16 protein-coding genes and 2 pseudogenes are annotated in these 19327 nt (G+C 38.4%); 7 read left to right on the top strand and 11 right to left on the bottom strand.

Features of this window, described 5'->3' with window-relative positions; all coding sequences use genetic code 11:
• Positions 1–955, bottom strand: a 955-nt coding sequence (locus Phpb_RS20650) for an RNA-guided endonuclease InsQ/TnpB family protein (RefSeq protein WP_240492634.1), incomplete at its 3' end; no start/stop codon positions are given.
• 391 nt (positions 956–1346) lie between these two features.
• On the opposite strand from Phpb_RS20650, the pseudogene Phpb_RS24180 reads away from it, so the two are divergent.
• Positions 1347–1651, top strand: a pseudogene (locus Phpb_RS24180) (transposase); the annotation flags it as partial.
• A 6-nt stretch (positions 1652–1657) separates the two neighbouring features.
• Here Phpb_RS24180 and Phpb_RS20645 read toward each other — a convergent pair.
• Complete coding sequence (locus Phpb_RS20645) at positions 1658–2011, bottom strand: hypothetical protein (protein WP_065391995.1); 354 nt, start codon at positions 2009–2011, stop codon at positions 1658–1660.
• Positions 2012–2258: 247 nt separating this feature from the next.
• Positions 2259–2726 (bottom strand): hypothetical protein, encoded by a 468-nt coding sequence (locus Phpb_RS20640; RefSeq protein ID WP_065391994.1) that lies wholly within the window; start codon positions 2724–2726, stop codon positions 2259–2261.
• 119 nt (positions 2727–2845) lie between these two features.
• Here Phpb_RS20640 and Phpb_RS26160 point away from each other — a divergent pair, with 119 nt between their 5' ends.
• From Phpb_RS26160 to Phpb_RS20615, 6 genes are all read left to right on the top strand, one after another.
• Positions 2846–3013 carry a hypothetical protein gene (locus Phpb_RS26160; protein ID WP_165603324.1) on the top strand — a complete coding sequence of 56 codons (168 nt, stop codon included), beginning with the start codon at positions 2846–2848 and terminating at the stop codon, positions 3011–3013.
• A gap of 330 nt (positions 3014–3343) precedes the next feature.
• Positions 3344–3553: a hypothetical protein gene (locus Phpb_RS20635; RefSeq protein ID WP_065391993.1), complete on the top strand. Its 210-nt coding sequence runs from the start codon at positions 3344–3346 to the stop codon at positions 3551–3553.
• A gap of 28 nt (positions 3554–3581) precedes the next feature.
• Positions 3582–3878, top strand: coding sequence for a type II toxin-antitoxin system HicB family antitoxin (locus Phpb_RS20630; protein WP_065391992.1), 297 nt, complete (start codon positions 3582–3584; stop codon positions 3876–3878).
• A 14-nt stretch (positions 3879–3892) separates the two neighbouring features.
• Positions 3893–4180, top strand: coding sequence for a type II toxin-antitoxin system HicA family toxin (locus Phpb_RS20625; RefSeq protein WP_065391991.1), 288 nt, complete (start codon positions 3893–3895; stop codon positions 4178–4180).
• 215 nt (positions 4181–4395) lie between these two features.
• Entirely contained in the window at positions 4396–4638 is a 243-nt protein-coding gene (locus Phpb_RS20620) for a hypothetical protein (RefSeq protein ID WP_131817532.1), read from the top strand.
• 365 nt (positions 4639–5003) lie between these two features.
• Entirely contained in the window at positions 5004–5876 is an 873-nt protein-coding gene (locus tag Phpb_RS20615; protein WP_065391989.1) for a tail fiber protein, read from the top strand.
• A 225-nt stretch (positions 5877–6101) separates the two neighbouring features.
• Here Phpb_RS20615 and Phpb_RS27425 read toward each other — a convergent pair whose 3' ends face one another.
• The 8 genes and pseudogenes from Phpb_RS27425 to Phpb_RS20580 form a co-directional block, all read right to left on the bottom strand.
• Entirely contained in the window at positions 6102–6215 is a 114-nt protein-coding gene (locus Phpb_RS27425) for a hypothetical protein (RefSeq protein ID WP_338046877.1), read from the bottom strand.
• A gap of 199 nt (positions 6216–6414) precedes the next feature.
• Positions 6415–9201, bottom strand: a complete 2787-nt coding sequence (locus Phpb_RS20610; protein ID WP_065391988.1) for an RHS repeat protein — start codon at positions 9199–9201, stop codon at positions 6415–6417.
• Positions 9202–9325: 124 nt separating this feature from the next.
• The gene (locus Phpb_RS20605) at positions 9326–10309 is read right to left on the bottom strand and encodes a hypothetical protein (protein ID WP_065391987.1); all 984 of its coding nucleotides are present in this window, start codon (positions 10307–10309) and stop codon (positions 9326–9328) included.
• Positions 10310–10358: 49 nt separating this feature from the next.
• Positions 10359–11294: a hypothetical protein gene (locus Phpb_RS20600; RefSeq protein WP_065391986.1), complete on the bottom strand. Its 936-nt coding sequence runs from the start codon at positions 11292–11294 to the stop codon at positions 10359–10361.
• Between the two features lie 118 nt (positions 11295–11412).
• Positions 11413–12021 (bottom strand): annotated as a pseudogene (locus tag Phpb_RS20595) (Pvc16 family protein); the annotation flags it as partial.
• A gap of 24 nt (positions 12022–12045) precedes the next feature.
• Complete coding sequence (locus tag Phpb_RS20590; protein ID WP_065391985.1) at positions 12046–14127, bottom strand: ATP-binding protein; 2082 nt, start codon at positions 14125–14127, stop codon at positions 12046–12048.
• 9 nt (positions 14128–14136) lie between these two features.
• On the bottom strand, positions 14137–15567 hold the full coding sequence (locus tag Phpb_RS20585) for a contractile injection system tape measure protein (protein WP_065391984.1): 1431 nt from the start codon (positions 15565–15567) through the stop codon (positions 14137–14139).
• 121 nt (positions 15568–15688) lie between these two features.
• Complete coding sequence (locus Phpb_RS20580) at positions 15689–19324, bottom strand: hypothetical protein (RefSeq protein ID WP_065391983.1); 3636 nt, start codon at positions 19322–19324, stop codon at positions 15689–15691.
• Positions 19325–19327: the final 3 nt, after the last annotated feature.

Raw genomic sequence — 19327 nt, 5'->3', positions numbered from 1 at the left:
AACTGGCGAACCACTGATCCAGTTTGACCAGATGGACGCCCGCCGCTGCGGCTTTGTATTCCAGTTTCTTGATGAAGCCATGCCAGCCTGCATCCCCGATAGCGCGGGCAAGGTGGTGATTCTTCATCATGTTGGCCGATTTCAGCGTCTCAACAATGACCGCTTGGTTTTCGTCAACCATTGTTCGGGAGAGTTTGTGTTGAAAATCGGCGCGAGCATTGGCTACCCGTTCATGGACGGCCGCCAGAAGTAAGCGGGCCTTGCCCCGGTTAGCGCTGCCCTGTTGTTTGCGGGACAGCGATTTCTGCTTACGACGCAGGTTACGGGCAGCGTTGATAAGGTGACGCGGGTTATTGACCTTCTCCCCGGTCGACTGGATAAGATAGTGGGATAGCCCCATATCACACCCGGTCACGTGGGTGATAACGCCCGGCTTTTCCGGCGCCTCTTTGCCGTCGTCACACAGGATAGCGGCGAAATATTTTCCCGTGGCGGTGCGAGAGAGCGTAATGCTCTTCACTTTCCCTTCAATTTTTCTGTGTATGCGGGCCTCTATCGGTGACAATTTTGGGATCTTCACCGCGCCCTCCAACACTTTCACTCCAACACAGTGATAGCTCGATTGCTTGCCCTGTTTGCGTTTGAACGCGGGAAATTGGGCGCACAATTTCGGATTGAAGAAATTATCAAATGCGGTATGCAGATTGATCACCGCCTGCTGTAATGCAATGGCGTCATATGCCCTGAGCCAGGCATACTTGCGGGATTGCTTCGCGACCGCCAGTAACGGTTTGAGGTCTTTGCGCGGATTTAAACTCACGCCGTGATGTTTGTAAGTATGCTTTTTGATGTGCAGCACCTTGTTGTACGCAAAACGGACCGCCCCGAACTGGCCGTTAAGATACCCGGCCTGTTCGGGTGTGGGGTAGATGCGGACTTTGGTCGCTCTTAGCATATTCAGCGCTCATTGAGAAAGTGCATTGATTTTAGCCTGTTTTACCGGCAGATATCAATCCAGTCAGGAGACGTCGGAGTCGCCAGCCCTAAAGCCCTCTGGGCTTTTCGCCTGATATCCCTGTCCGCGCTGGGCAAGGGTTTACGTCGGTTTTTCTAAGAAACTTGGCTGTAGCCCCTGAGTTCGCTCGATTAGCCCACTTTGTGTGAACCTGTTCTTTATAGGTCCAATGTGACTCATCTCCGTCATAACCATGCACCATAATTCCGATGTTTTGGAAGCGGTATTCTTTTTCTTGCTTTCGCTTTTAAATACAAATTTGATGAGATAAAAATTATTGGTATCTGCTGCTGCATGACTCAACAATTCTTTAACATCGGCAATGGCATCCCCGGCTGCAACACTAAAGCATCAGACGTACGTCACGCAGATGGACAGCCAGATTTTATCCCTCTATGCCAAAGGGATGACGACCCGTGAAATCGCGGCCATGTTTAAAGAAATGTACGACGCCGATGTGATGTGTCTCCCACACTGATATCTACCGTGACCGATGCGGTTAAAGAACAGGTCGCCGAATGGCGGAATCGCCCCTTAGACAGCTTGTATCCGATTGTTTATTTTGACTGTATCATCGTGAAAGTTCGTCACAATGGCATCGTTGTCAACAAAGCGGTTTTCCTCGCCTTGGGTATCTTATGGTTATCTACATAATACAGATTTCCCCACTGGCTTTCCGGGGTTTTCTGGTGATCCATTGGGAGAAAATAAAAAGTTTTGTTTTATTGTTTGTTTTGTCTTACCGGAATTAAATAAGCGCGTTACTTCTCGATTTCCTTTGTATCCATATATAAAGAAAGAGTCGACATCACCTGCATCAGTCACCTTGTGGCTCATAGTGAATATATCCGTAGGTTTATCGTTGACTCTAACTTCTTCAATTAGCCCGTTGTTGTCAACGATTTGTATGAAGTCATTACCGCAAACAAAAACTTTAGTTGCCGCTGTTGATGACAATGAAAGTAAAAATAATGCTAACAAGAGAGTCTTTTTCATGACAAATACCTCTGACTTAAAAAACTATTAGGATATATCTACATAGTTGCAATGCAAAGCAAATTGTGACTATTGAGATAATCCCTCTGACTTGGTAAGTTTATTTAATCTGTTTATTCAGGGGTAACTACAGTGGCATCAAAAAACAAAGTGAATACAGAGGCAACTTAAAGCCCCGCCATCGTAGCAGGGTTATTCTATCTGTTATTTTGGGGACTCTATCAGCTTCTCTAAACGATCCGTTTGATTAAATTGCTTTTTTCGCAACCCTGCACTTGTAGCTTTCTCCACCATGCTCATTGACAAAATAGCTCACGGCGTCACCAGTAAGTCGGTTGATGGCTACATTCTGCATAGTGCGCCATTCGTCCCCACGAGACCACTCTATGCGATATTGTATTTGTTCATCTGTGACTACGGGATTAACTACACGGAAATGGGTTGAATCCCGACCTTGTGATTCCTCATCTTCCCAAACAATGACAAGGCCAGTCCATTTCGCTTTTTTACCGTTTTTAACGCAATTTGTACCGGAAAATTCTGGCCACCCTTTGACATCAAAACAAAGCGTATTCGGGTCTGATAAATAAATTGAAGGCCAGATAGATGTAATGGTGTTACCTGGGGATTCATTTTCACAAATAATAGGAGATGCAGAAAACGCCATCATAGGTATTGATAATACTAATGCTGCAAAACTTTTTAAATATTTCATCGGTTTCACTCCGTTAATAAATTATTCATTACTTTGAATGAAACACAATTAATGAGCAATGGTTAATATTATTACGCCTCTTAATTGCGGCTTTTTTACGTCCAAAAACAGAGGTCCACATGGCTTTTATCAAAGATGCCATTTCTTCCCAGTTGGGTGGTGGTAGTGGTTCGTCGTGGAAATGGGTGGAACGTAAGGTGGCATCAATGGTTGCTGACATAACGACTCATTTGACAGAGGAACAGTCAAATGAGTTTAAAAAAATTTGCGAATTCCATCTTTACTGATATGGCTAGTCCCACTATGGGAGTCCCATTTACTGCCGCATAAGCAACCTAGATAGCTGAGTTTGGTCGGGATCATGATTACGATTGGATATCACCACGCAGGCAGCTTAAAAGGTTACAACCCCTAAGCCAAGGATGACAAATTGAAACATTTTGATACATCACAGAACAATAGGAATACAATTTTAGTTGTTAAATTTGTTGAACTAGAGGTTCAATCTAACTATTATCACCTTGGTATGATATAAATTTATATCATGCTAAGGTGGCATCAGTTTGATAACTGCGAATCATTAATTCACTTTAATTTCATAATGTTAGGAGGAGGCTATGACCAGATTAGCAAGAGCGATGCGCTACCTTCTTGCGCCTCCTGATAAAATTTTAATGCGGATTATAAAATCTTCTACTCATCACGGAACCGCAATAGGTGATGGAAAGATAAGTGTTGATGAGAATGGAAACTTATCGCTAAACCCAAATAATAAAGAAGTTCAAGAATCTTTTCTTGCAAACGTAAAAGTGATAAGTGGAAAGTAGGTACGTGAACTTACAGAGGAGAGGAAAAATGAGATTACGTTGCATGGCTTATCGTCAGGATGGGATATATGTAGCCGCCTGCTTAGATCTGTCTTTAGCAGCGCAGGGCGACAATATAGAAGAAGCAATAAATAAGCTTGAAGCTCAGATTGAAGATTACCTTGATGAGGTGAGAGCAGAGCCTCAGTACGCCAAACAAATGTTAAGCCGAAAAGCGCCACTGTCTATGTGGTTTAAATATTGGCGAATTGCCTTTCGGATTTTCATGAATAGAAAAGACAGCGGCATGGCTAAAGTTTTTAATGAACAGTGCGAACCAGCTTGATGTAGGGCAGCATTGTGTTTTTTAAGAAACTAACGCCGCTGAAATATGCGGAAATCATTAAAGGACTTACCGCGCTTGGTTTTGAGATGAAACCTAAAAAAGGAACGTCTCACGAACAATGGATAAAGAAAACTGAGGGCGGCAAATGGCTGGTAACGGTTGATAAACATCATGCTCCTTTTTCCAGAGACCTGATAAAATCAATAGCAAAACAAGCAGGTATCAGCACTAAAGAGTTTCACTCATTATGTAAAGGCATAATCAGCGCAGAACAAATATGCGCTGAAAATTCATCAGAATAACCCAATTCTACGTTTTATATCTACTAATCACTAAATCTATACATGATTAAGCCGCTTAACTGCGGTTTTTCTGTATCTAAAATAACCACAAGGTGGTGATATGCCATTGATTAAAAATGCTATTTCCTCCTTTCTGAGTAAAGATCAAGAGTGGAAATGATCGGAACATTTACACCTGGCCTCATTCCGGGGAATACCGTTTGCTGTAGTCTCAGGTGAAAGCGTTTTCGACAGCCGACAAATTCATTTCAATGGTAAAAGGAGAGATCCGTACTGTCACACAAGTCGTTAAAACCATCAAACAGACAGTCAATTTCTGGGCAAACATGGTGCAGTCATCGATTGATGAAGTGACAAATCTCAGTGACATATTGAATTCCACGTTCGGTAGTAAACGTTATGGGTTAGCTGATGATGAAGTGGTTTGTAGAAGCAAGCAGAACTGCTTACTTGTGTAGATGTGAATCAAGCGCCGAAAGTTGTGTGGCCGTCGGCACCGAAGTGATGAAAATGGCCTGAGTAAACAGGCCATTCATACTGTGATTTTGTTGATACTGTAATTACAGCATTAAAATATCATTCTGAGATATGAAATATAAAAATATTTCAGTGAACAATAAAATGGTGGAATGATTTTGGATGCTAAATATAAATAGATTTAGCGTGTCTTTGGTTGAGAAATATTATGTTTTTTTATTCCTTGAATTATATAAAAATAATCAGTCTTATGAGTTATAAGGGTGTTTTATTATTATTTTATTGAAATACACTGAATTGTGATAAGTCGTCTATGAAATAACATTATTTAATTCCTGGGGGATATATGAGTCACAAGAATGATTTTAAAGCTTTTTCTATTAGAGATGGCGCAAATGTAGTCAGCCAGAGATTATATGAAGAAAGCAAGGATTTACTGACTGGGTTTCCACCAAATGATGTTCCCACTCATTTGCTAAATAAGGCATTGCGTCAATCATCAATTATATCATCTGTTGTGGCTGATTTCATCTCGACACAATCTGGCGAGGATGTTCTTGATGATGGGGATATAGCTAAACTCATCGCACAATTAAATAGAGCTTTAGAACGAAAAATCATAACAAAAATTCCTGATGCTTCATTAACACAAAAGGGTGTTGTCCAGCTTACAAATGTGATTGGTAATAGTGATACATTGGCGGTTACACAAAAGCTTGCTCAGGAAATAGTAAATTCATTGCGTGAAGATATTAATAGTAGTAAAGCTAATGACATACCCGTAGGTACTCCTATTCCTTGGCCGACTGCTATACCGCCGACTGGGTGGTTTCAATGTAATGGAGCGGTCTTTGATAAGTCGAAATTTCCGAAGTTAGCCGAAGTCTACCCTAACGGTAAATTACCTGATTTAAGAGGCGAGTTTATCCGGGGTTGGGATGATAGTAGAGGGGTCGATCCAGGGCGGGTATGCGGAACGTGGCAAAGTGATTCATTGCAAAACATTACGGGCTCTATTGGGATGAGTAAGGGGGTAGAGAGTCCGCGAGCATCAGGGGCTTTTACAGCAACATTTAAACACATTACTTATTCAGGACACACAGGCCAAGATTATGGGGTATCCGGGGATTGGGATTTTAACGCGTCAAGAGTTGTTCGTACAGCAAACGAAACCCGTCCCCGCAACATCGCCTTTAATTACATAGTGAGAGCAGCATAATGATAGGGCCGCTTGGCCCTTATTGCTCACAGCGATAGCAGCTTATTTCCCCACTGTTCAGTAATTTCTCTCTTTTCTCCCACTTAATAGTATAAAATTAATCGCTACACCTCACATTGAGTACCTTTTCTGTTTGTACATGAGTGTGTATATGTTTTGTTTTTCTGTGAAAATTTATTGTATAATTAATTGTTTTTATTTGACATTTTAAATTTAAGACTATTTCTACATGGTAGGTTTTAATTTTCTCCTTGTTAATAATGTCTTGCCAGTCTGATCAATGATGGATTGGGACATATAAAGAGAGCATTTATCTTTTTCACTGAAACCAAGCACCACTATAATATTATTTTACACGTAAAAACCAATATATCGATCTAGAATCATTCATCTGATGTCGGTCATAAATCAAACTAATTTTGGGCTGTAATGTTATTTTTTGATCATTGAAATTAAAAAAATCCCTGACAATATTTGCCCGAGATTTTTTTATAAAAGACTATTTTTATGTTTGATTAATGGATGTTTATTCTTTCTGCTACCTTTTGGTCCATTCAGGGGGCTTGATAATCAGTCGATCAATTTTTTTGCTATTGAAATCTTTGTATTCTTTGCGAAGGGACAATAAGAAATCCGGATCTTGTGCGGTATAGTACAAATACCGTGCTGATAGAGTAAATGAATCGGCATTTTCCAGCGCTTTTCTGGCGCCTGCGGCCCGACGTTGTTTCTCCGTTCGGTCCTGCTCATTTGCCGGCGGCATAAGGATATTGAGTAAATCAGTTAAATCGTGTGAGCCAGGGGAGGAGAGAACGCCAATATATTTATGATCTTGTGTCTGCAATACGCCATGAGAGAGTTCATGAATAGCAATATGTGCGATATGTTCACGGCCTAATAGCGGATCTTCATAGACCCTGTTCAGGGTATCAGTGTATACATTGAGATAGATACTCTTATCGCCTTTTGACCGTTTTTTATACTCATCAACATTCAAATCGGCAACGGTGCTGGATGAACCTGATTTATCCTTTTGATAATTAATATTTTTTGTGGTTTTTAATTTATCCAGTCCATGAATAACGCTGTCAATACGTTTCTTCCATTGTGGTAGTTGATCAGCTTCTTGATGGCCACCGAAAAATATCTTAAAAATTTCAAGAGCGCTTTCATTATTTTTGCTCTCTTTCAAAAAGTTACTGGCTATTTTGAGTTGATTAATCGCTCTTTTTTTACCTTCTTTAAAAGTAACTTGAGCTTTATCGTGCGCATTGGCGCCCGATTCATCCTGATAACGGATCGGGTTATTCTTGACCATGCGGTACAAGTTCAAGCCATCGATTGTTCCGGCAGGATCGGCACTTAGCCATCTTCCCATCCAAGGCTGATAGTAACGGTATTGATAGTAATACAACCCGGTTTTATCTCGCTCTTTACCTGAATACCTGACGGTTTTGTAATCGGCCTCAACCTGGCTTCTAGCTGCCCATATTGCTGTGCCCCCATATGGATAATACTCTTCCCGGCTGATAATTTTGCCTTTGGCGTCCAGTTCCAACATGCCGCTGCCAATCAGGTTGTCATAGCTGTAGCGTATTTGATCGTTGTCTATACTATTGGATGTCATTGCTTCCCAGTGTAGTGCCCGAATTTGTTCGTGCCCGGCGTGACCAATGGTAATAACGTGTAGGCTGCTGGTAATCTCTGAGCCTGATTTCGTTTGCCGCAGTTCTAATCCGGGCAGATAAACGACCCGTTGCTGCTGCGTACTATTACTCATCTGCTGTTCGCTCACTTTCAGTACCCGCATTGCGTCTGCGTTGTAGCGGTACCATTCCTTATCTGCCGCGTTATTGCCTCGGTTGATCATTGTGACCTGTTGTAGTTCGCCTCTCTGATTCCAGAACAGCTTTTGTCCCGCCCGTATCGACATCTGATGCCCGCCTACATCAAATTGCATATCGACATCTTCTGGCGTCACTCCGTGCTTACTCAGTACGGCCCGATTGCTGCGGTGAGATACAGTGATTTCTGTCGTATAAATATTATGAGTTGCCGGGGCGCTATGTTGGATTTTCGTCAGATTATTACCTCGGTCGTAATGGTAAGTCCGAATGTATTTGGTATAGGTATTATCATCAGAGGGGAGGGGAACGATGGGGTTAGGCATCTGACTATTCTGCTGACCAATATTAACCATCTCTCGGCCGGTGGATTCGATAAGTTGATACAAAGAGTCATAAGTGTAGGTATTTCTGGCGGGCACTTTCTGGTTACGCCAGAAACGGGTTTCTTCCGCACTATTACAAATACTCACCACATTACCCACTGGATCATACACATAGCGTAAAGATTGCAATAATTTTTCATTAAAGAAATATCTTTTGGTGTGTTGAGAGGAGACACTGATTAATCGCTGAGTTTCTGGTTCATAAGAGTATTTGGTGATGATGCCGTTACCGTGCTCTTCACGCAGTTTCTGGCCTGTTGCCGCATAGATGAGGGATCTGACGATCACTTGCTCCTCTTGCCGTTGGCGCGTTAACCAACAACTTTTCAGTTGTCCGGCGACATTGTACTGCAAACGCTGCATATTACCTTTGGCATCGATGTGTATCAGAGGAGCGCTAGTAGCATCGGTTATGTTTTTTGTGGTGTAGATTTCATTTTCCAATTTGTTCTGCCAGACTGGCCTGTTATCACCGTTCCAGTCCGATGTTTGATCGTCCCTGAGCAGTTGTAGTGACCAGGACAGTTTCGCACCGGTCAGAGATAAGCTGTTATGTTGATTTAGTCCGGCTGTGTCATAGTGACGAGTATATTGGCCGGCCAGATTAAGGTTTTTCTCCGCCGGGGAATGACCGGCCCAAATAAAGCGTTCGACAACACGAGGGATTTTTTCATCAGCGGATTGTTCACTGATTGATAACAGGCGGCCAGGCAATGATCTCTCTTCATATTGCCAGGTTTGCACTGTATTTGTTGCATTTATGTTCAAAACCGGACGAGCTTCAATATCTCTCAGTGTCACCGTGCACCCGGCATCGGCGCTGACTGTACTCAGTACAGCGCCTGTCAGGTCATACTGCCAGTCGAAATTGGGTTGTATGGTACTATTTGTTTGCATCAAATCATATAAACGAGGGTCGATGCTTTGGGTCAGATTTCCGTGTAAATCATATTGGTGGCGGGTAATAAGTATATCGGTATCACCGCCATTTTTGGCACGGTGGAAAGCAATTTCCCGCACGGTCAATCCTCGATTATCCAAGATATTGACTGTAGGTGTACCGGCATATATGGTCGGGTCAAAGGTGGATGCCATTTTATTTATGCTCCTTGATTTGATGGTTATCCTAATTAAAGAGGTGATAATTGAATTTAGGAAGAAATAATTTATACATTGGTGATCTTTTATGTTTATTATATTGCTCTTATTTAATTATTCATCATCTATTACTTGATGAAAGCTTTGATGCTTGTTTATTAATACTATTAATTCTAATCTCTATTTTATTTCTTGCTCTTACCATTGTATCTAAGGTCAATTTTTTCCTCATTATTTTAGAGGAAAATCCAGGAAGGCTCATTTCATTATCTCCATAGTTCTTACGCATAAATGCGACCGCATCAGAATGGCTTTCATTGAGAACTTCACGGATACTGTTGGTGAAATCCAATATATGTCTGGCTTTATCACTGTTCAGTCCTTCTAATGCTTTATGATGTGATACAGCCAGTTCTGCGAGTTTATAGGCAGGGATTTTCACTGGAGTTATTTTCCCTATAACTTGTGACGTTATAAAATTACCGGAGGTGACTTTTAGATTTTTTTTGTTACCGATCTTTTTCTTTATTGCTTTTAAAATAGGGTTTTTATCGTAATTATTGATATCAAATATCATATTTCTCGTCTTAGGATAAGGATGCGCGATTTTTAATTTCTCATTTAATTTTTCAATCGCTGTATCATTAATATAATTTAATCCTGTTCCGACTAATGCGCCAATACCCATGCCTGCTATAGTGCCGATACCTGGTGCTATAGCACTTCCTATGGCTCCTCCAATAGCGCCGCCGGCTATACTTCCCCCGGTATTTAATAGTGTTTGTAATGAAGTCGTTCCTATATTTTTAGCCATATTACTTCCAGCAGATTCAGGCGAGTCCATTGATTTTAAGGTCCAGTCTAATTGTTTTAAGTGATTTTTAACCACAACCATCCATTGGTAATATTCGGAAATATTTTCTTTCCAAAATGTATATTCCTGAATTTTATTTGAACCAACAGAACTGTTCCTGGTCATAGTATATAAATCCAACCCGATTTCTAATGGAATACTGTTTGTATCATTATTAATGGAATTAGTTGGCCGTTCTTTGGTTCTATTTATAAGATGGTTTTCATTTTCACTGTATTTATTCTTTGGCATATTATCACCTAATGATTTTATGATAAAAGAAATGTTAATAATTATATCTCTATTTTTGAGATCTATTCCATTCTCTCACTTTAATATTTCCTGGTATTTTTATTTCGAGACTGCCATTAAACTTATTATCTATACTTTTTAAAATCCCTTTTGCATCTAACCGCCCTAATTGAACTGGGCTTATGCCAGATTGTTTTAATAATAATGATTTTAAATCAGACAGTTTCCCTTTTACCGCAGGGGCTTGTGAAAGATTTCTTTCGTGGAGTAAATCGGGAGAAGCGAAAAATTCAGTTTGATCTAACCCCAGTTGTTTAAGTTCTTCTGGGTCTTCTAGATTAATTTCTGCAAAATGAGTTGTATTAGATAAGAACTTTCTATCGGATACTTCTCCATCTATTGCTAATAAGAAGAAAGTAAATGCCGTATTTCCTAAACGGTTCCAATCATCTTCATTGGTGTTACTTCCTTGAGTGCGATTTAATGTTTTTATTCCCCTATTTACCAAATTAAAGTTTGAACTAATCTCATCGAATGTAGGTTTTTCAGGTCCATTTCCAGAAGTGTAATGCCTCAACGTGAATTTCTTATCTTCTGCTTTAGTTAAATAATTTTTCCCCGATTTTTCAGAGAAAAAGTTTATTCTATTATCGGTTATTTCATTCATTATATCAAACGGTAATTTTCTGTCATTAGGATCGAATCTATCTTTAAATCGATTAAAAATATCTTCAGCTGTAACTTTTTTATGTGAATTTTTTGCTGTATTTGATATTGCTGGTTTTTCATTTTTTTCCGCTAGATTTGGCACTGGCGACTGTGTTTTTGTTCTATTGTCATCATTCTTTAATTCGAGAGGAGCAGTTCTTTCTTCACTGTTATTTGAAACTTTTGAGTTAGAGAGTGGCTGTTTTTTGCTTATATAATTTGACTTGGCCTGAATAGGAATGTCGAAGCGTTCTATAAGATTTGTCAGTTTTGGCATGATATTTTTACCTATAATTTTTATTAAAAGATATACTTGATAGAAAACATGAAAATTAAATTTCTTCTGTACCACCTAAATCGTCACACAATTCACTAAATAAGGCTTGGTTTATTTACGAATTATCCAGATTTGATTTTTGTTCCACAGAAGCGGAAATTTGGCTAATGGGTTTTATATTATCTTTATTATTCAGAAGCTTGACTGGTGCGGTAATTGAATACAATAAAGAAAGGCGAGGGAGATTGCCGAGCGCTTGCCAAAAATTACCCAGGCTATTTAGATTTTCTTGTGGTGGAATGACTCTGGTATATGTGCCAGGAATTTTTGGTAATTGTCGATTGTTAACCAATGCATTTAAAATAGCTGTCATGATGCGTGCAGACTGATTATTGGGTTGACTATCGGGGTTAGAACCATCACTTGATGGTTGGCTTGAATGCCAGTAAGTAATTAAATAGTTGTAATTAATATTTACCCATCCGGGTAATAATGAGCTGGTGTTGGGATTATAACTCCTTGGTTCCGCAGAACGTAATTGTAGGTCTTCATGTATATCATAAAGAAACACACTAACGGTAGGTTTAGCAGGAATTGAATTAATTTCCAGTAGATCAAAACGAATATCGATTATTTGGTTAGAGGTTTTTAGATGTTGGGATAAGATTTCATGCAATGCAGCATTAACTGCAATAATCGCATTATTAGGATCAATTATATTTGTCATGTCGACTCCAATTTTATTAAATATTTAAAAAAACAATCGGCCAGTTTTATTTAATTCAAGGATAACTGCCCGTTCTATATGTTTGTTCTCAATTTTTTCACTATTATCATTTGCTGCTAATATTGATGATAATAAAGCAATATTCCGAATATTCGCCCCCGTCAGATCTGCCTGTTTAGACAAATGATTAAAATTAAGTTCGTCTGATAAATATAGTTTTTCAGGCCAAATTGATTGCCACATTTGTTTACGTAATATTTCATCAGGATAAGTAAAGTGGGTAATAAAGGTAAAGCGGCGGTTAAAAGCACTGTCTAAATGGTTGCGATTATTGGTGGCTAAAATCACTAATCCCGGATAATTTTCCAGTCGTTGTAATAAATATGAAACTTCAATATTGGCATGTCTGTCTTGGGCATCTTTAGTTTCACTTCGTTTGCCAAACAGGGCATCGGCTTCATCGAAAAACAGCACGCCGGAATCCGTTTCGGCCAGATCGAAAATCCGGGAGATATTTTTTTCCGTTTCACCGATGTATTTATTCACTACGGTAGAGAGATCGACTTTAATCAGATCAACACCAATATGCCCGGCAATCACTTCTGCGGCCATCGTTTTTCCGGTACCTGATTCACCGTAAAATAGGGCGCTAATGCCGGTACCATAACCTATTTTCTCCTGGAAACCAGCGTTTAGTATTTGGTCACGGTAATTAATAGCGGCAATAATTTCTCTCAATTGTTGAGTTAACTCCTCTGAAATCACCAAATCATTAAAACTGCGTCTGGGTGTTATTCGTTGGGCTAATTTACCGAAATTTTGTTGGGCGCGGAAATTTAATGCCTTACGTAAATCGATCTCTTTCAATTGGCTTTCCGGTTGCCGGAATATTTGATATTGACTGGCTTCTTTAATAATTAAAGGTAATGTTTCGGGAGTAAATGAAAAGCGCTGACATAACTGAGTAAGATCAATTCCTTGATCGGCATTATTCGGCAGATTTTCTATCAGCATCGCTTTTTTCTCTGCCGGCGTGGCTATCGGCATCTCAATTTGTACCATTGGCAGGTGTTGAATCCATACGAATGAATCTCCCGGTTCTACCAGACAAACTACACGTAATTGGGGTTGATTTAGTAGGGTGGATAATTCGCTTTGATATATTTTCTTTTCCCCTGCAAGCAAAGAAAAATTACGGATTAATAAGCAGGCATCGTGTAGCCGGGCTTCCCGTATTACGTCTGTTAACAGGCCAGGTTTAGTGTTGATATTCTCTTCGTCCGGTAGATGGGTTAAATCGAGAATTAAGGTACTGATGTTATGAAGCGCCATAATATTATTTACCGCTAATTCTCTGGCGCTGTCTTGTTTTCCTTTGAGGATCACCAGTGGGCGTATTTCATCTATTTCATTTAACAATATCTTTTTAAGTGAATGATAAAGGGTTTGCGGATACCAAGTCTGTAAGACGGAAGAATGCCAATAAGCACAGGTTATCAGGGGAGGTAAAATAACCCGTTGGCCGGATAAAAAATGCCAGACGGAACTGTGTGTTAGAAATTGCGTTTGCAGCCAAATGGGGTCCTCGTCATTATTCAATTGTAACAGATGATGATTGATTAATGGTGTCTGAGGCAGAAAGCTACTTTGCAGTAATTGCCAATCACTTTGGCGTTGGCTAAATAATTCAATTGCTAAAGAAAAACTGGGCCACTGTTTTTTACTGTTACCGTGCAGAAAAGCAAATAGAGCATGATAACGACTGTCAAAATGGGGTAATAAACCTAAGAGTAAGATATCACGTTCAAATTCAGTCAGTTCAAAACGCTCAATCAACAATGATAATATGCCAGTAATAGATTTATTTTCTATTTCCTCATGACTAATAATATCACTCTGTTTTAACCAATGAGGCATGCCTAATGGTTTTATCAAACGTTGTTCTATTTCCTCTTCGGTAAGTAAAAAGCTCTCCGGTAAGGAATCGTACCAATCTCCTTTTTGGTAATAGTAGCGTTGTAATAGCAGATCAATACGTTCCAGATGAGGATAAATTCCATATAATTCCGTTGCCATACAGTGGTTATTTGTCAGAGGGAAGTTCATATAAATCCTTTAAATAGTTTGCCAGTTGATTAATAAAGAGCGATCCAGCCAGGGTAGTTTGGCGATATTTAATGGCCAGGGCCAGTCAGATAATAGTGCATCAAACGGTTGATGTTGTACCGTGATATTGATTTCTTGTTCATCTATTTGTAATTCACCCGGTCGTTGTAAAAATAACTGACGGGCGTCATTACGGCTTAGTTTCTTCCATGCAGGAAGTTGGGCGATAACTGTGTCCAACCATTGATCTATTATTAATTGTTTATCTGGTTCAATGGGCATTGATTTGATATTTTCATCAGTCATTAGCCCACATAAAATAGAGTTTAATCCTTTACGTTCTATCGGTGCTTTTTCAGTTCCCCAAATGAGATAATCAAGGAGATCAACCGCGCAGAATTGAGCTTGACGATGGATAAATTTCTGCTTTTCAAGTAGACCAAGTTGATTAAACAGCGCAGGTAATATCGGCCATAAAATTAATATTCCAGCATTGTTTACCTGACGCGGAGGAGAATGTTCAGGTGATAAAACTGGTTCAGAGCCCACGGATGATTTTTTACCAGATTTATTTTTATCCCCGTGTTTGGGAATAAAATATTCTGACAAATATTGGTACTCTTCAACCGATAGATACTTTTTACAATATTGGGAAATAGGTGCTGTTTGCCAGAGTTGTTTCAACCAATTATTTAATGGAGAATTATAGGTTGCAGTCTGGCGAAATAATGTGATAATAGATGCTATATTAATTGCTCCGTTATTAAATTCAGCCGTGATACGTGAGATAATTTTCGCATCGGGTTCAGGTATTTCCTGTATATTATGTTGTTGTATATATTTCAGAGCATTTAATATCAGTTGCCAGGAGGAAACTGGTTCCTCCTGATGTTGCGGTGTGACTGTGTTCTCCGATAATTTTCGATTAATGGCAGTTAATAAAGCAGGTTCTCTGATAGCCAGAATGTTTTGCAGACTGTGCTCAGATAAACAGCTTTTTGCTAATAAGAACGTCCAATTTTTTTGTATCTGGGGTAATTGGTTGATTAATTGTTTAATATCGATATCAATAATTTTATTCTTCTTCATTTTTTCCATTGGGTTTGATGTGGAATCTTTTTGATGTAAGTAATGAATAAATTTCTCAATACCAGTCTGATTATTTACCTGATATTGGTTTAATGCTTGATTAAATTTATCATTAAGTAGAATAGGAAACAATGAATTAAAATCATCTAATCTTATTTCTCCAAGGTTCAGGGTGAGTACTTCTAAATAGATATTTTGATTAATGATATATTGATTAAAATAGGAATTGATTAACTTATTTATACTGGATTGATTAAGCAGGGAGCCATGTAATACTTTTTTAGCTACCTGTGTACTATTGGCTTCAATAGTAATGATTACCCGATTTAATAGATTTGGCTCAGAGACCATATTTATATTTCCTTATATAATTAACAAATTTATTTTTGGCTTTATAATATCTGATGTTCTTTTATTATCTGTTCATTTTATTTATCGCTAATTACCTTAACAAGCTGATTTGGGGCGGTTATTATTGTGCATCTATAGTGTAATCAGTAATCGTATCTATTGAAGTAGCAGGTTGTTTTCCTAATGTTAATGTTTCTAAAATCTTATATGCTTGATCCCCTAAGGGAGCACCGCTGTTTTGCCAATGTTTATAAATACTGGCAAATTTTTCGAAATGTTCTGGTGATAGCCAGTGAATAACAAGTGAGATATGAGCGGGTAATTCGGCCAAAATCTCGGCTTTCACCCAGGATTCCAGTTTGTCAAGATCGACTTCTCGACTTCCAATTAGCTCGCGATTCAACACGACACTGACCATAAATGAAAAATGATCAGCTTTAGCATATCTTTCGCCGGAGAAATGCCAGTAACAGAGTGATGCTATTTCCTTTATTGGGAAATCATTTGTTGTGGTTGATTTTTTTCCAAGTAATATTTGTTTTTCAATAGGATCAAATTCCTTGATGTACGAATTAAATGTGTAATCAGTATTTGTTTTTAATATGACTTTTCTATATATTTTGCCCTCATTAAATACTTTATTGAAGTAGTCTTCATCACTAACTGAAATCCAGCGTTCATCTTCTCCAGTATTTGAGGGAATGTCACTGGTATAAACTAATTCATTTTCTCTATCTATTTCTCCGTATGGATATACTATATGCCAGGAATATAGAGATGCCATTTCATTTTGTGGGAAATTGCTTTTAGAATATGGGTTTATTTTAAGCAATATCTGTTTTTTATCATAATCAAATTTTTCTATGTATGCATTAGGTTTATAATTGGAAATTAACTCCAATATAATTTCTTTACTGTTGCGTTCAAATATTAATTGGAAATTGTATGCGTCACTTACAGTAATCCATCGTTCATCTTCTCCAGTATTTAAGGGAATGTCACTGGAATAAATCAATTCATTGTCAATGGAAGTCTTATCGGTATGCCATGAGTACATTGATGCTTCGTCTTTATTAGGAAAATTACTTTTTGAATCTGGATCTTTTTTGATTAATATTTTTTTGCTGCCATAATTAAATTCTTTTATTTTCATGTTGCATTTATAACTAAAATTAATTGTTGATATGGTGTGATTAAATATACTTTCGAAGTCATCTTCATCATTAAGGGCAATCCAACGTTCATCTTCTTCGTTATTTGACGGTGTATCACCGGCGTAAATCAGCTCGTTTTTTCTGTTTAAGTAATCATTATGGCTCCAGTAATAGAGTGATACTGCTTCCTTTAATGGAAAATAATTTTTTGAGCCTGATTCTCTTTTGAGTAATATCTGTTTTTTATCATGATCAAACTTCTCTATATATGTATTAAGCTTGTAATCAGGATTTATTTTCAGTGTGATTTCGTCATTTTTTTCTATCATAGCAGGGAAATAACTTTCGTCATTGATGGTGATCCATCTTTCATTGTCTTTATGTAGTTTATTGGCATAAACTAGTTGATAGTCCATATCTTTCATCCATATTGGACTGTTCTGCCAGAGTAGGTTTCCTTGCTCAAATGCCGTTTTTATTTTGTCTTTATTATTTTCCAGATCACTGCTGTTATTGATGTTAAGGGTAAATGTATCTCCGGTTACCTGAGTAATCATTTGGTTCTGCAATGTGAATGTTTTGGTATTTTCATATTCATCTCTTTCGCTAAAAGAGAGGTTAATCAACTGATCTTGTTTTATCTGGTTTGCTATACCATTATGAGTGATCTTTACTTCATTATCTTGAATTTCTAGATTATTAGGGGTTTGTTTTTCATTAAATTTTTCATCAGGTTTTACCGGCAAGAGTTGACGATGCTCAATCAGATAAAAGGGAAGTTTATCCAGTTCCGGCGTTTCACTGAAACACTCTCCTCCCAGGCCAAGCCGGGCAGCAATACGTTTCTGAAGGGCTGATACCTTATCAATTCGAATATTATTACGTTGATAGGCTAGGTTAGATTGTTGAGCAAGATATTCACGCTGGGTAGATAGAAAATCTTGCTGAGATTCTTTTGAGTCTGATAGCTGTGAGCTTGGTGGTAGGGGAGGAGTTGCACGTTGTACTCCAAAATATCGCAACAGATAATCTAGAATGACTAACTCTTTAGCATAGTTTTCATCATTATTATCAATTTTAGCTTCGTTATTTGCCTCATTAATTAAATTAGATTTTATGCTTTTATGAACATTTTGACCCACACTATTTTCTTTAAAAGGCCATTGAGTACCATATACAGTATTTCCTCGTTGTTTAAAAGCTAATAGTTTTGGTAATAAAGAGAGCTCAGCACAGTTGTTAGCTAGCATTTGTTCAAAAGGCAATATAAACTGATGTAGTTGTATTTGTTGTTGGGTATTCGTTTGTAATCCATAGCAGGCAGGTAATTTATTGCTTACTGGATAGTAATCTAGAACCTTACGATGTTTACCCCAATTCATCAATTCAGGTTGTATATCAGTCAATGGCTCTGGAATAATCTTATTTTTTATATCTTGTTTGGAAACCTTAACTTTAACCCCACCTTTGGCGGTAATAGTGAGCGGACTGTCTGGTGAGGTAATCAATTTCAAGGGATCATCGCCCCATAATCTGGGGTAGTACCCTTGGGCGATTTCCCAAGACCAATTATCATCTAGTAGCTTGGAAATTTTTTCATCATGTTTATCTAACGTTAACTGGGTAATGTTCTTGATTCCCTTGATATCCAGTAATTGGTTAACTAAGGGGCTTAGATTTAATTTTCTAGATTCAGTGTAATTTTTGATTGAAGGTAATTGAGGAAGCCAACCATGATGTAAATAAGGCCCATTAAAAATTTCTTCATTATTGTAACCCATTTCTTTCATAGCTTGGGTGGTATAACGCTGTGGTTTTTCAAGCACCATTTGTTCCGCCGTTTTATAAACTTTAGCGAATATATCAGCGATATCTTTGACGTCATCATCAAGTTGAATATCAATCTTCAAGGATAGATCGACAGGTTCTAGCCAAATAATTTTACTGACGGACTCTCCTAAATTGCGGTTATCTTTTAGGAAAGTTTTTAGTTTTGTCTGAGCGAGTGTATTATTAGCCTGAGTTTCCCGGCTAGGTAGCAGATAAAGCCAATAGTTTCCCCTTAGTGTCAACTTTAACTGTTGTGTATCACTATGTTGGTCTGCAATGGAATAGAATGGATCTTCAGTGGAACTGGATTGATTTTCAATGAAACTATATTGACGTTTTTGCTTGTTATACCAGTATGTATAGCGTTGATTTTTAGGTTCACGAATAAGTTGTACATCATTAAAGAAAAAATAACCATCGATTTTGTCGTTGCTATGCAAATCTAATAAAGCCCGACGATAATCTTCTTCGGTGATAGGGCCACAGGTCAATATTTGTTGAGGGCCAAACTCTTTAGGGAAAATACCATCGCCTGGCGTCCGTTCTTCTTGTTTAGGAGTAAGAAGATCTTTCAGTGGTAATGAATGGCGGTAAGCTAAATCCGATGCACCATAACAACAAGCTTCTAATAAGGTGATGCCTGGATCATTTTCCCCCATATCGTTCCAACATTGGCCGGATTGTTGCTCAATAACGGTTTTTGCCTGAGTAAGTAAGGTATCAAAGGCAATATCGTCTTTAATAATGGGAAATAGTCTATCTCGATTATTCATTTG

It is taken from the genome of Photorhabdus namnaonensis (genome assembly GCF_001684335.1).
Taxonomy (GTDB): domain Bacteria; phylum Pseudomonadota; class Gammaproteobacteria; order Enterobacterales; family Enterobacteriaceae; genus Photorhabdus; species Photorhabdus namnaonensis.
This window is presented reverse-complemented; position numbering and strand designations above follow the sequence as displayed.

Coding starts and splice junctions, on each gene's coding strand:
- Phpb_RS20645 (WP_065391995.1), bottom strand. CDS start 2,011: ATGAAAAAGACTCTCTTGTTAGCATTATTTTTACTTTCATTGTCATCA.
- Phpb_RS20640 (WP_065391994.1), bottom strand. CDS start 2,726: ATGAAATATTTAAAAAGTTTTGCAGCATTAGTATTATCAATACCTATG.
- Phpb_RS26160 (WP_165603324.1), top strand. CDS start 2,846: ATGGCTTTTATCAAAGATGCCATTTCTTCCCAGTTGGGTGGTGGTAGT.
- Phpb_RS20635 (WP_065391993.1), top strand. CDS start 3,344: ATGACCAGATTAGCAAGAGCGATGCGCTACCTTCTTGCGCCTCCTGAT.
- Phpb_RS20630 (WP_065391992.1), top strand. CDS start 3,582: ATGAGATTACGTTGCATGGCTTATCGTCAGGATGGGATATATGTAGCC.
- Phpb_RS20615 (WP_065391989.1), top strand. CDS start 5,004: ATGAGTCACAAGAATGATTTTAAAGCTTTTTCTATTAGAGATGGCGCA.
- Phpb_RS20610 (WP_065391988.1), bottom strand. CDS start 9,201: ATGGCATCCACCTTTGACCCGACCATATATGCCGGTACACCTACAGTC.
- Phpb_RS20605 (WP_065391987.1), bottom strand. CDS start 10,309: ATGCCAAAGAATAAATACAGTGAAAATGAAAACCATCTTATAAATAGA.
- Phpb_RS20600 (WP_065391986.1), bottom strand. CDS start 11,294: ATGCCAAAACTGACAAATCTTATAGAACGCTTCGACATTCCTATTCAG.
- Phpb_RS20590 (WP_065391985.1), bottom strand. CDS start 14,127: ATGAACTTCCCTCTGACAAATAACCACTGTATGGCAACGGAATTATAT.
- Phpb_RS20585 (WP_065391984.1), bottom strand. CDS start 15,567: ATGGTCTCTGAGCCAAATCTATTAAATCGGGTAATCATTACTATTGAA.
- Phpb_RS20580 (WP_065391983.1), bottom strand. CDS start 19,324: ATGAATAATCGAGATAGACTATTTCCCATTATTAAAGACGATATTGCC.